The following is an 11951-nucleotide window of genomic DNA, read 5'->3' as shown; positions in this document are numbered from 1 at the left end:
CCCTAACCCCCTCCCGCGAGGGGAGGGGGGACTCGGTTGGGGAGCCCGCCACTCAACTCGTTGGCTTGAACCCCGCCCGTTCCCCATAGGCGAAGCACTCCTCGGCCGAAGGAATCGCCCGTGACGTGCTGTACGACCCGAGGCTGAGCGCGGCGACGCAGACGCCGAGGCGCAGGCCTTTCCCCACCGGCCAGCCCTCGTGCAGCCCCAGCATGACGCCGGAGGCCAGGGCGTCGCCGGCACCGTTGGTGCTCTTCACCGCTTCCGGCGGCACCCAGGCCGCGCCCTGACGCCAGAGGCGGCCGTCGCGGTCGGCGGCGACCACTCCTTCCGGGAAATGCACCACCGCCAGGGTCGACACGCCCATGCGGATCAGCGCCGCCGCCGCCGCCTCGACCAGGGCCCAGTCGGGCCGGCCGTCGCGATGGGTCTCGAAGCCGGTCAGCGCCGTCGCCTCCAGCTCGTTGATGATGATGCTGTCCAGGAGCGGCAGGCAGGGCACGGTCAGGTCGCGCAGCCGGTCGCCGGCCACGCCCACCAGCTCCATGTTGGTGCGGTGGCCCGAGGCGCGGGCACGGGTCAGCACCTCGGTGAAGCCGTTGCCGCCGCCCTGCGCCGCGTCCATCTCGGCGTGCACCCCGGGTGAGCCGACATGGAAGATCTTCGCCGTCGACCCCGCCAGGTCGAAATGCGCGGGCGAGAGCAGGGCGTTGACCCCCTCCTGGTAGAAGAAGGTCCGCCGCCCGCCCTCGGCCACGATCATCACGTCGGTGTAGGCGGTGCGGCTGCCCGGCAGCACCGCGATCCGGCCGGCGCCGACGCCGTGGTCGCGGCAGACGTCGAGCGCCAGCCGGCCATAGGCGTCGTCGCCAACCACGCCCACCACCTCGATCGGGAAGGGCGCGCCCAGGCGGGCGAGGTCGATCGCCATGTTGAAGCCCGGACCGCCGGAATCCGGCGTCTCCTCCACGATCTTGGCGACGTGCTCCTGCGGCGGGAACCGGTCGATGACCTTGTTGACGTCGATGCAGATGGTGCCGCCGCAGATGATGCCCGAGCGCTCCACGGTCAGCCCTGCTTCAGCACGGCTTCGGTGGTCTGCACATCCTCGGCCAGCGGGCGCAGCGGGGTGATGCCCTGCTTCTGCAGCTCGCCGTGATAGGCGCGCACCGCCTCCTCCGGCGCGATCGTGCCGTCGGCCACCTGGCGCATGAAGCTCACCATCGCCAGCGGCGATTCCGCCAGGTTGATCTTGCGGCCGAACAGGGCGACGCGGGCGCCGTATTTCTCGGCCTGATGCAAGAGCTCGAAGCAGTCCCGCGTCGTGCCGGCGCCGCCGCCGAGCACGCCGACGATCAGGCTGGAATCGAAGCTGGCCAGCTCCTCCAGCGCCTTCGGGCCGTTGAAGGGGATCTTCAGGAATTGCGGCCGGTCGGCCTTCATCACCCCGGCCAGGCAGCGCAGGATGCAGTCGTTCAGGTAGTGGGGCTGCAGCTCCGGGTCGATGCCGCTCGAGACATTCGGGTTGAACACCTCGAAGAAGTACTTGAAGCCGTTGGCGGCGCAGTCGGCGCGGAACTCGGCGAAGGCCTCCAGCGACCGGATGTCGGAGTCGAGGTCGTTGTTGAAGGTGACGGAGTAGAGGCCGAGATCGGTGCCGGTGACCGGCGCCTTCGGGTCAGGGCTCAGGCCGCCATGCATCACCCGCGGCAGGACGGCCGAGCGGAACGGGCGCGAGGGTTGCTGGGGGTAGGAGCAGCCCCGGACCACCCAGACATCGGTGGTGTCGTTGGCGCGGATCGCCGGCTTGACGCGGCTGTCGCGGAAGGTGCCGCTCTCGACCAGCCGCTCCAGGTTCGAGGCCGAGACCAGCATGATGTCGACGATGTCCTGCTCCACCACCTGGCGGATGGTGTCGAGGAACTCGTCGCGGGTGCGATAGCGGGTCCAGCTGCCGTCCGGCGCGCGCTTCGGGCCGGTCGAGGTCAGGCTCGGCCCCATGTCGCCGTCCTTGGCGTCGGCGATGATGAAGTCGCTGCGCTTGTACTGTCCGGCGCGGATGCGGGCCAGCTTCTCGTCCAGGCGGGTCATGCTCGGTCTCTCGTCTTTCGGTCAGGGAGAAGTGAAAGAAGGGTCATTCGGCGGTATCGCCGTTCGGGGCGGGCCCACGGCCCGGGACGGGCTGGTCGCCCGGCATCGCCCCGGTCATGATCGCCACCACCTCGGCCATGCTGTGGCGCTGCGGCGAGGTCACGGCGACGCGGCGGCCCAGGCGCATCACATGGATGCGATCGGCCACCTCGAACACGTTCGGCATGTTGTGGCTGATCAGGACCACGGGCAGGCCGCGGTCGCGGATGGTGCGGATGAGGTCCAGCACCTGGCCGGTCTCGCGCACGCCCAGCGCCGCGGTCGGCTCGTCCATGATCACCAGCTTGCGGGCGAACACAGCGGCGCGGGCCACGGCGACGCCCTGGCGCTGGCCGCCGGACAGGCTCTCGACCGCATGGGTGATCGAGGGCAGGCGGAAGCGCAGCTCGTCCATGTGGCGCTGCGCCTCGCGCCGCATCCGCGGCTTGTCCAGCAGCCGCAGCCAGCGTCCCAGCGGGCCAGGCCGACGCAGCTCGCGCCCCAGGAACAGGTTGGCGGCAATGTCCAGGGCCGGGGCCACCGCCAGGTCCTGGTACACCGTCTCGATGCCGCGGCGGCGGGCGTCCAGCGGCCCGTGGAACCGCACCGGCTTTCCGTCCAGCAGCACCTCGCCTTCATCGGGCGTGACGGCGCCGGACAGCACCTTGATCAGCGTCGACTTGCCGGCGCCGTTGTCGCCGATCACCGCCAGCACCTCGCCGTCACGCAGCTCGAAATCGACGCCGCCAAGTGCTGTGACATGGCCGTAGCGCTTGACCACGCCGCGGGCCTCCAGCACCGGCGCGCTCATACCCGCCTCCATCGCGACAGCTGGTCCAGCGCCACCGCGGCGATGACCAGGACGCCGGTGACCAGGTCCTGCCACAGCGGGTCGATGCCGATCAGCGTCAGGCCGTTGCGCAGCACGCCGACGATCAGCACGCCGATCAGCGTGCCGATCAGGCTGCCGCGGCCGCCGAACAGGCTGGTGCCGCCAATCACGACCGCGGTGATGCTGTCCAGGTTGGCGTTCTGCATCGCGTTCGGGTCGGCGTTCGGGATCCGCCCCAGCGCCAGCCAGGCGCCGATGCCGTACAGGAAGGCGGCGAACAGATAGACCGACAGGATTCGCCGCCGCACCGGGATGCCGACCAGCCGCGCCGCCTCCGGGCTGTTGCCGATGGCGTAGACATGCTTGCCCCAGGCGGTGTGGTTCAGCAGGTACCAGACCAGCCCGTAGAGGCCGAGCATGATGAGGATGCCATAGGTGATCACCGCGCCGCCCAGGCGCAGCGTGTTGCCGGTCCAGCCCAGCAGGTCGTCCATCACCGGGAAGGCGCCGCCGCCGGAGAACAGGCGGGTGGCGGCGGTGACGATGCCGAGCATGCCGAGCGTGACGATGAAGGGCGGCAGCTTCAGCCGGCTGACCAGCGTGCCGGTGACCAGCCCGACCAGGCTGCACAGCCCGATCGCCAGCAGCAGTGCGGGCAGGGCGGCATGGCCCTCATCGACCAGCTTGCCGGCGACGATGGTGCCCAGCACGGCGATGGCGCCGGTGGCCAGGTCGATGCCGGCGGTCAGGATCACCAGCGTCTGGCCGATCGCCAGCGTGCCGATGATCACCGATTGCTGCGCGATCAGCGACAGGTTGCCCGGGGTCAGGAAGCGGTCGCTCATCGCCGTGAACACGGCGGCGAAGGCGACCAGCACGATCAGCGGGCCGAGCGGCGGGGTGGTCAGAACCCGCGCCGCCCGCCCGATCCAGGACGAGGAAGGGGCCATCGCTCTCTCGTTCGGGAGGGTCCGTTCGGACCGGAGAGACCGCTCCCCCTCACCCGAAATCGCTGGCGCGATTTCGACCTCTCCCCGAGGGAGAGGTGAAGGTCCCCTCTTCTCGGGGAGAGGGAGGGGCCCGACGCCGAAGGCGGCGGGAGGGTGAGGGGGAAGCGGCGCCACCGGTCAGAGCATCCGTTCGATCTCCGCCGCGGCGCTCAGCCCCAGCAGTTCTTCTCTCCGAACTCCAGATCCTTGGACTCCAGCCCCTCCAGCGGCTTGCCGGTGATCAGGAAGGAGCCGGTGTCGACGAAGCCGCTCGGCTTCTTGCCGCTCTTGGCGTATTCGGCCACGGCGTCGACGCCCATCTGCGCCATCTTGTAGGGGAACTGCATCACCGTCGCGGCGACGCGCCCGTCCTTGACGTATTTGACGCCCAGGCAGCCGCCGTCGATCGAGGTGACGACGATGTCGTCGGTCTTGCCGGCCGCCTTGATCGCGGCATAGGCGCCCTGGGCCGCCGGCTCGTTGATGGTGTAGACGACGTTGATGTCGGGATGGGCCGACAGCAGGTTCTCCATCGCCGTCTGGCCCTTGTCCTGGGCGCCGTTGGTGTTCTGCTTGCCGACGATGGCGGCGTCGCCCTCGGCGATGCCGAAGCCCTTCAGGAAGCCGTCATGGCGGAAGGTGTCGACCGTGCCGCCCGGCGTGCCGTCCAGCATCGCCAGCTTCGGCGCCTTGTCGCCCAGCGCCTTGCGGGCGTACTGGCCCTGCTGCACCCCGGCCTGGAAATTGTCGGTGGCGAAGGTGGCGTCGACCGCGTCGGCCGGGTCGGTCGCGGTGTCCAGCGCGATCACCAGGATGCCGGCGTCGCGCGCCTTCTTCACCGCGCCGAGCACGCCGGTCGAGTTGTTCGGGGTGATCAGGATGCCCTTGGCGCCGGCGCTGATCAGGTCCTCGATCGCCGCGACCTGGCCCTCATTGTCGCCGTCGAACTTGCCGGCGCGGGCGATCAGCTTCAGGCCTTTCGCTTTGGCCTCCGCCTCGGCGGCCTGGCGCATCTTGACGAAGAAGGGATTGACCTCGGTCTTGGTGACCAGGCCGACCACGGCCTCCTGCGCCATCGCGGCGGTGCTGCCGGCGGCCAGGGCCAGCCCGACGGCGCCGGCGGCGAGCAGGCCGGCGAGGCGACGGCGGTTCACGGACAGCGCAGCCTTGGGCGTCTGCGATCGGATCATCGCGGTTTCCTCCTGTTTGCGGGCGGGCGCTTCTGCGGCGCCAGCCCTGCCGATTGGCCGGACGATTGACCGGCAAGCGGAACGATAAGTCCGGCTTTTGATGAGAGTCAATCGGATCTTCTGGATCTTTTGACTGAAAACGATCATAAAGAATCATGGCTGTTTCAGACCCCGAGATCCATGCCCTGGGCACCGCCGGCGCCGGCCATGTGCTGTCGCTGATCCTGTCCGGCCAGGCCCGGTCGCGGGCCGATCTCGCCCGCATCTCCGATCTCTCCCGCGCGACCATCACCCAGCGGCTGGGGGTGCTGTTCGACTCCGGGCTGCTGCAGGAAGCGGAGGAGACGCAAGCGAGCGGCGGCCGACCCGCCCGCGTTCTCAGGCTGAACGAACAGTTCGGGGTGGTGCTGGCGGCGGATGTGGGCGAGAGCCGGATCCGTGTCGCGGCGACCGATCTCGGGCCGCATGTGCTGGCCGAGCGGCTCGGGGATCTCGAGGTCGGCAACGGGCCCGTGCCGATCCTGACCTGGATCGCCCGGCAGTTCCGTGAGCTGCTGGCCGGGATCGGCCGGCGGCCGGACGAGGTGCTGGGCCTCGGCCTGTGCCTGCCGGCGCCGGTCGACCATGCCGCAGGCCGGGTGATGGGCCCCTCGGTGATGACCGGCTGGGACGATTTCGACATCCCCGGCTGGTTCGCCGCCGAGTATGCGGCGCCGGTCCTGGCCGAGAACGACGTGCGGCTGCGCACCCTGACCGAGCACCGGCAATTCTGGCCGGAGGAGCGGCAGCTGGTCTTCATCAAGGCCGGCACCGGCATCGGCAGCGGCATCATCACCGATGGCCGGATGCATCGCGGCGCCCGCGGCGCGGCGGGCGACATCGGCCATATCCAGCTGCGCGACGCCGAGGCGCCGCTGTGCCGCTGCGGCAAGCTCGGCTGCGTCGAGGCCTACGCCGCCGGCTGGGCCATCGCCCGCGACCTGCGGGCCAGGGGTTTCGAGGCGCGCAACGCGCGCGACGTGATGGATCTCGTCCAGCGCAACCGGCCGGAGGCGATCAGCCTGGTGCGCCAGGCCGGCCGGGTGCTGGGCGAGGTCGCGGCGGATGTGGTCGCGGTGCTGAACCCCGGCGTCATCGTCGTCGGCGGCACCCTGGCCGAGGCGGGCGAACACCTGCTGGCCGGAATCCGCGAATTCGTCTACCAGCGCTGCCTGCCGCTGGCGACGGGCGACCTGACCATCACCACCGCGCGGTCGGGCGAGATGGCCGGCCTACTGGGCGCAGCCCGGCTGGTGGTCGACACCCGGCTGCAGCCGCAGGCGGTCGACCGGCTGATCGCGGAGCGGCGGAAGGCGGGCTGAGGTCGCTCGGCGGCACCAGAGCGGGATGGATCGGGGCCGGCGTCAGCCGAGCCGCAGCGACAGATCGACATCCTCGCCGAACGGGATCGACAGGTAGCCGCCGCCCGGCGCCCGCACCCGCGCCAGGTAGTCCGGGCTGTAATCGGCGTTGTCGGCCAGGATGAAGGCGCCCGGCCGCAGGCGGCTTTCCACCAGGTCCAGGATCTCGGGGTAGAGCGCCTTGGCACCGTCCAGCAGCACCAGGTCGATCGATTCCGGCAGGTCGGCGGCCAGCGTCTTCAGCGCGTCGCCCTCGCGGATCTCCACCAGGTCCAGCACGCCGCCCTCCGCCAGATGGGCACGGGCGCGCGCCACCTTGGACGGCTCGAACTCGCTGGTGATCAGGCGGCCGCCGCCATTGTCGCGCAGCGCCGCGGCCAGGTGCAGGGTCGAGATGCCGAAGGAGGTGCCGAACTCCACGATCGACCGGGCGCGGCAGCCCCGCGCCAGCATGTACAGCAGCGCGCCGGCCTCGCGCGACACGGCGAGCGGGAAGTCCTTCAGCCGGCCGTAGAAGTCGAGATATTCGGTCTTGCTGCGCATCAGCCGCTCATGCTCCCCGCCAGCGAGGTCGGCGAAGTCGGGGCTGGCCATCGGCGAGGCTTCGTCGGCCGCGGCGAACAGGCGGTCCAGCAATGGCGAGATCGGGGCGGTGGTCAGGGTGGTCATGCGGGTCTCCGGTCGAAACGGGGGCGCATCCTTGCGCCGGACCGAAAATACGACTAGTTCGTCAGGTTCCTGAGTCGCGTTGCCGGACCCGCCCGTGAGCGATCGCCGAAAGCCGCAGATTTCCTCGCGAAAGCAGCCGCAGCAGGCGCGGTCGGAGGGGCTGGTCGCCGCGATCCTGGAGGCTGCTGTTCAGGTTCTGGCGAAGGAGGGCGCGCAGCGCTTCACCACGGCGCGGGTGGCGGAGAAGGCCGGGGTCAGCGTCGGGTCGATCTACCAGTACTTCCCGAACAAGGCTGCCATCCTGTTCCGGCTGCAGAGCGACGAGTGGCGGCAGACCACCGACCTGCTGCGCACCATCCTCGAGGATGCCGGACGGCCGCCGCTGGAACGGCTGCGCCGGCTGGTCCATGCCTTCCTGCGCTCGGAATGCGAGGAGGCGGCGGTCCGCGGCGCGCTGAACGATGCGGCACCGCTGTACCGCGACGCGCCCGAGGCGCGGGAGGTGAGGGCGGCGGGGCACCGCGCGACCGAGGCCTTCATGCGGGAGGCGATGCCCGGGGTGCCGGACGCGGCCCGCGACCTCGCCGGCCATCTGGTGATGACGACGCTGAGCGAGGTGGGGAAGAGCTTCTCCGACCGCCCGCGGACCGAGGCTGAGATCGAGGCCTATGCCGAGGCGCTGGCCGACATGCTGTGCGCCTATCTGGAGCGCGTCGCCCGGGGGCCGGGGACCGGCTGAGCGGCTACCAGCGCAGCCAGCGCCGCCCAGCCAGGGTGCCGATCAGCACCACGACCCCGGTCGCCAGTGTGTACCAGGTGGCGACGAAGAACGGGCTGTCATCCGGGCAATGCGCGGCATAGAAGGTCGCGGCGATGCCGGCGGCCACCAGCCCGGCGACCGCCCCGGCCCGGCCCGGGTTCCGCGGCGCGCCCTGGCGCAGGGCCCACAGCAGCAGCGCCAGCGGGCCCAGCGCCATCAGCGGGATCAGGGTCATGCACCAGCGGGCATTCGTGCCGATCCAGCGGGCGCCCCAGGTGGACATCGGCATCGCCATCATCTCCAGCGCCACCGCGACGGCCAGCAGCAGGGGCGCGGCCAGCAGGGCCCAGCGCCAGGCGCCCAGCGGCACGCCGGGCCGCGCCAGGTGCAGGATCAGCCCGGTGGCGGTGACGGCCAGCGCCAGGGTGACGACGAATTTGAACAGATAGCGGATGGTCATGGCCGCCTGCATCGCGTCCGGCCGCACGCCGATGCCGGTGAAGAAGATGACAGCCGCGATCACCGCGCCGCCGGCCATGGCGGCGGCCACCGCGCGGCCCAGCCGCCAGCGGACCGGCGCGTCCTGCGCCAATGCGGTGATGAGGTCGTCGGTCTTCACTCCATGTCACTCCGGTACAGGGCCGCCAGGGCCTTCAGCGCACGGTGCAGCGCCACGCGCACGGCGCCTTCGGTCATGCCCAATCGCGTGGCGATCTCGCGCACGCTGCCGCCCTCGACCGAGATCGAGCGGACGATGTCGCGCTGCTGCTCCTTCAGCTGCGACAGCAGGCGCTCGACGTCCCGCTGCTCCAGCCCGTCGGGCGTCGCCTCGGCCTCCAGCGTGTCGATCACATCCTCGATCGGCACGTCGACATGGCGACCGCGCCGGCGCAGCGCGTCGATCATCTTGTTGCGCACGATCACCGAGATCCACGGCCCGATCGGCCGCGACTGGTCCCAGGACCCGCGCTTCAGATGGATCGCCAGCAGCACCTCCTGCACCACGTCCTCGGCATCGGCGGCGGAGCCCCCGAACAGGGCGCCGCGCCGCCGCGCCATGGCGCGCAGATGCGGCGTCACCGCCTGCAGGAACAGGCGATAGGCCCCGGCGTCGCCCAAGATCGCGGCCCGCATCCATGTCGCCCACTGGTCCTCCCGCACCGGATCACTCACGCGTCATCACCTCATACGGCTCCGACTCCGGATTCGTTACAGGACCGGGCGCGTTGCGCTGGCGCCATCAGAAAAATTTCCTCGGCGGTGTAATACCAGCCGCATGGCCGCCGAAGAAGCCGTCACAAGCCCATCGCGGCGTGCCCCCTCTGCGGACCATTCCATGGATCGTCTCCTGCCTCTTCCTGCTCCACGGACCGCGGATCCGGCGACGGCGCATCCTGCCGGCCTCACCGGCCTCCCCGCATTGCGGTCGAGGGTCGCAACCCCGGACGGCTGATCCTCCGCCAGACACCCCTCCGAACCGAACTGCCGCCGCGTCGCCCGATCGACGCCACGGTCGAGCCTTGCCCAAAGGACATGACATGCCGTTGGATGCCTTCGACCTTTCGACCAGCTCCGCCAGCCGCGCCGCCACCGCTGCCTTCGAGGAGGCGGTGCGCGGCCTCGCGGCCCACCGGCCCTCGACCGGCATCGCCCTCGGCCGGGCGCTGGCCGCCGACCCGGACCATGTGCCGGCCCTGGCGCTGAAGGGCTTCGCCAGCCTGATCCAGGCCCGCGAGGAGCTGGCCGCCCCGGCGCGCGAGGCCCTGGCGGACGCCCGGCGGGCCCTGGCGGCGAAGGCGGGCGGCACCGCCGATGAGCGGGCGCTGGTCGAGGCTCTGGCCCTGGCGTCGGACGACCGCTTCGCCGATGCGGCGGCGTCCCTGGATCAAAGCTTCGCCGACCGGCCGGCCACCTTCCTGCCGTTCAAGATCGCGCATGCGCTGCGCTTCATGCTCGGCGACGCCGCCGGCATGCTGGCCGCCTCGCAGCGGATGATGGCGGTGTGGTGCCCCGACCGGCCGGCCGCCGGCTTCCTGCTGGGCTGCCACGCCTTCGCGGTCGAGGAGCACGGCGCCTATGCCGCCGCCGAGGCCTATGGCCGCCAGGCGGTGGCGATGGAGCCGGACGACGCCTGGGGGCTGCACGCCGTCTCCCATGTCCATGAGATGCGGGGCGAGACCGAAGCCGGCATCGAGTGGCTGGAGCGCAGCCGCGGCAGCTGGTCCCGCTGCAACAATTTCAGCTTCCATATGGCCTGGCACCTGGCGCTGCTGCATCTGGAGCGCGGCGAGCATGAGCGCGTGCTGCGCCTGTACGACCAGGAGGTGCGGCCGGCACCGACCGATGATTTCCGGGACATGGCCAACGCCGTGTCGCTGCTGTGGCGGCTGGAGCGGCTGGGCGTCGATGTCGGCGGTCGCTGGGCCGAGCTGGCGGAGATCGCCCGCCGGCGCCGGGCCGACACCACCCTCGTCTTCGCGTCGCTGCACAATCTGATCGCCCTGGTCGCGCTCGGCGACCGGCCGGCGGCGGCGGAGCTGGTGATGGCGCTGCAGGTCCGCGCCCAGGGCAGCGGCGACCAGGCCCGGGTCGCCGCCGATCCCGGCCTGCCTTTGGCCCGGGCGATCACCGGAATGGGCGGGGAGCGCGGCGTGCTCGACCGCCTGGCCGCGGCTCTCCCGCAACTCGGCGGCAGCAACGCCCAGCGCGACCTGTTCGTCCTGGCCCTGGCCGAAACCGCGTCCCGGCGCGGCGACGCCCCGGCCCTGCGCGCGATCGGCGCCGCCCGCCGCCGCCTGAAGGCCGAGGACCGCCTGATCGCGGCGGTCGACGGCCGCGCATCCTCGGCCCGCCTCCGGGCCCATCGTTAAGCTCGACTGGAGATCAAGATCATGACCATGACCGAAGCCACCCCGGCGCCGCTGTTCCCGGCCCTGTCCGGCCGCCTCGTCCCCACCATCCTGCTGGCCGGCATCGCCGCCGATGTGACCTGGGAGGTCTGGGCCCGCGGCATCACGCCCTTCCTGGTCGGCGGCCCGCTGCAGCCGGCGGCGCTGGTGCAATCCGTCTTCGGCTTCCAGAACTGGACGGTGGCGGAGCTGATCCACGCCATCACCGGCATCGTCTTCTACCCGATCGGCTACCTCTTCATCGCCCGGCCGCTGCAGCGCCGGATCCTGCCGCAGCTGCCGCTGGTGTTGACCGGCATCGGCTTCGGCACCGGCCTGTGGGTCTTCGCGCTCTACGTCATGGCCCACATCTTCGCCGGGCTGCCGGCCTTCCTCGGCTTCATCCCGCTGGCCTGGGCCTCGCTGGCCGGCCACATCCTGTTCGGCCTTGTCGTCGCCTACGTCGTACGCTTCCGCGAGTCCCAACCCGCTGAAAGCGCCCTGTAGATGACCCGAGTTGCCGACACGATCGCCGCCACCCTGCGTGCCCACGGCATCCGCCACGCCTTCGGCATGCCGGGCGGCGAGGTCGTGACCCTGATCGACGGGCTGGAGGCGGCGGGAATCCGCTTCCACCTGGCCCGGCACGAGACCGCGGCGGCGATCATGGCCGCCGGCGCCTCGGTGACCACCGCCACGCCTGGCCTGCTCGTGGCCACCGTCGGCCCGGGGCTGGCGAACGCGGTCAACGGCATCGCCGATGCGGCGCAGGAGCATGTGCCGCTGGTCATCGTCTCCGGCATCGTCGATCGGCCGACCCGCGCCCGCTACACCCACCAGGTGATCGACCATGCGGCGATGCTGCGGCCGCTGGTCAAGGCCAGCTTCGAGGTCGAGCCGGAGAGCGCGGGCCCGACCGTGGCCCGCGCTCTGGCGATCGCGCTGGCCGAGCCGATGGGGCCGGTGCATCTCGACCTGTCGCCGGCCGTGGCGGCGATGGCCGACCCGGCGCCGCGGCCGGTCGCCCCGCCGGCGGTGCTGCGCCCGGCGGTGGCGCCGCAGGATCCGGCGATCGCGGCGCTGGCCGACCGCC

Annotated in this window: 13 protein-coding genes; 5 read left to right on the top strand and 8 right to left on the bottom strand. The window is 71.3% G+C overall.

Annotation, left to right across the window (positions count from 1 at the left end):
• Positions 1-52: 52 nt before the first annotated feature.
• The 5 genes from BWR60_RS33470 to BWR60_RS33450 form a co-directional block, all read right to left on the bottom strand.
• Entirely contained in the window at positions 53-1066 is a 1014-nt protein-coding gene (locus BWR60_RS33470) for a carbohydrate kinase family protein (protein WP_179222056.1), read from the bottom strand.
• Positions 1067-1068: 2 nt separating this feature from the next.
• Positions 1069-2091 (bottom strand): hypothetical protein, encoded by a 1023-nt coding sequence (locus BWR60_RS33465; protein WP_088157235.1) that lies wholly within the window; start codon positions 2089-2091, stop codon positions 1069-1071.
• Between the two features lie 43 nt (positions 2092-2134).
• Positions 2135-2941: an ATP-binding cassette domain-containing protein gene (locus tag BWR60_RS33460; RefSeq protein WP_218823803.1), complete on the bottom strand. Its 807-nt coding sequence runs from the start codon at positions 2939-2941 to the stop codon at positions 2135-2137.
• Complete coding sequence (locus BWR60_RS33455; RefSeq protein WP_088157231.1) at positions 2938-3912, bottom strand: ABC transporter permease; 975 nt, start codon at positions 3910-3912, stop codon at positions 2938-2940. The genes BWR60_RS33460 and BWR60_RS33455 overlap by 4 nt, the downstream gene beginning before the upstream one ends.
• Positions 3913-4121: 209 nt before the next feature.
• Positions 4122-5141, bottom strand: a complete 1020-nt coding sequence (locus tag BWR60_RS33450; RefSeq protein ID WP_088157229.1) for a substrate-binding domain-containing protein — start codon at positions 5139-5141, stop codon at positions 4122-4124.
• A gap of 155 nt (positions 5142-5296) precedes the next feature.
• Between BWR60_RS33450 and BWR60_RS33445 the strand changes: the two genes are divergently transcribed.
• Positions 5297-6502, top strand: coding sequence for an ROK family transcriptional regulator (locus tag BWR60_RS33445; RefSeq protein ID WP_088157227.1), 1206 nt, complete (start codon positions 5297-5299; stop codon positions 6500-6502).
• Between the two features lie 42 nt (positions 6503-6544).
• On the opposite strand, the gene BWR60_RS33440 is transcribed toward BWR60_RS33445, so the two are convergent.
• Complete coding sequence (locus BWR60_RS33440; RefSeq protein WP_088157225.1) at positions 6545-7210, bottom strand: O-methyltransferase; 666 nt, start codon at positions 7208-7210, stop codon at positions 6545-6547.
• Positions 7211-7304: 94 nt separating this feature from the next.
• Between BWR60_RS33440 and BWR60_RS33435 the strand changes: the two genes are divergently transcribed.
• A complete protein-coding gene (locus BWR60_RS33435) occupies positions 7305-7949 on the top strand; it encodes a TetR family transcriptional regulator (protein ID WP_088157223.1) in 645 nt (214 codons plus the stop codon).
• Between the two features lie 4 nt (positions 7950-7953).
• On the opposite strand, the gene BWR60_RS33430 is transcribed toward BWR60_RS33435, so the two are convergent.
• Complete coding sequence (locus tag BWR60_RS33430; RefSeq protein WP_088157221.1) at positions 7954-8589, bottom strand: NrsF family protein; 636 nt, start codon at positions 8587-8589, stop codon at positions 7954-7956.
• Positions 8586-9143, bottom strand: coding sequence for a sigma-70 family RNA polymerase sigma factor (locus BWR60_RS33425; RefSeq protein ID WP_088157219.1), 558 nt, complete (start codon positions 9141-9143; stop codon positions 8586-8588). The genes BWR60_RS33430 and BWR60_RS33425 overlap by 4 nt, the downstream gene beginning before the upstream one ends.
• 365 nt (positions 9144-9508) lie before the next feature.
• On the opposite strand from BWR60_RS33425, the gene BWR60_RS33420 reads away from it, so the two are divergent.
• The 3 genes from BWR60_RS33420 to BWR60_RS33410 form a co-directional block, all read left to right on the top strand.
• On the top strand, positions 9509-10840 hold the full coding sequence (locus tag BWR60_RS33420) for a tetratricopeptide repeat protein 38 family protein (RefSeq protein WP_088157217.1): 1332 nt from the start codon (positions 9509-9511) through the stop codon (positions 10838-10840).
• 21 nt (positions 10841-10861) lie between these two features.
• The gene (locus BWR60_RS33415; RefSeq protein ID WP_088157215.1) at positions 10862-11365 is read left to right on the top strand and encodes a hypothetical protein; all 504 of its coding nucleotides are present in this window, start codon (positions 10862-10864) and stop codon (positions 11363-11365) included.
• On the top strand, positions 11366-11951 hold a 586-nt coding region (locus tag BWR60_RS33410; protein WP_144445849.1), incomplete at its 3' end, for a thiamine pyrophosphate-binding protein.

Source organism: Inquilinus limosus (assembly GCF_002195995.1).
GTDB classification, from domain to species: Bacteria; Pseudomonadota; Alphaproteobacteria; order DSM-16000; family Inquilinaceae; genus Inquilinus; species Inquilinus limosus_C.
Note: the sequence above shows the minus strand (reverse complement) of the source record. Positions and strands in the feature narration are given on the sequence as shown.

What these genes read in the sequence shown, in the direction of transcription:
- BWR60_RS33420 (WP_088157217.1), top strand. Translation starts at nt 9,509, where the DNA reads ATGCCGTTGGATGCCTTCGACCTTTCGACCAGCTCCGCCAGCCGCGCC.
- BWR60_RS33450 (WP_088157229.1), bottom strand. Translation starts at nt 5,141, where the DNA reads ATGATCCGATCGCAGACGCCCAAGGCTGCGCTGTCCGTGAACCGCCGT.
- BWR60_RS33415 (WP_088157215.1), top strand. Translation starts at nt 10,862, where the DNA reads ATGACCATGACCGAAGCCACCCCGGCGCCGCTGTTCCCGGCCCTGTCC.
- BWR60_RS33460 (WP_218823803.1), bottom strand. Translation starts at nt 2,941, where the DNA reads ATGAGCGCGCCGGTGCTGGAGGCCCGCGGCGTGGTCAAGCGCTACGGC.
- BWR60_RS33440 (WP_088157225.1), bottom strand. Translation starts at nt 7,210, where the DNA reads ATGACCACCCTGACCACCGCCCCGATCTCGCCATTGCTGGACCGCCTG.
- BWR60_RS33465 (WP_088157235.1), bottom strand. Translation starts at nt 2,091, where the DNA reads ATGACCCGCCTGGACGAGAAGCTGGCCCGCATCCGCGCCGGACAGTAC.
- BWR60_RS33445 (WP_088157227.1), top strand. Translation starts at nt 5,297, where the DNA reads ATGGCTGTTTCAGACCCCGAGATCCATGCCCTGGGCACCGCCGGCGCC.
- BWR60_RS33455 (WP_088157231.1), bottom strand. Translation starts at nt 3,912, where the DNA reads ATGGCCCCTTCCTCGTCCTGGATCGGGCGGGCGGCGCGGGTTCTGACC.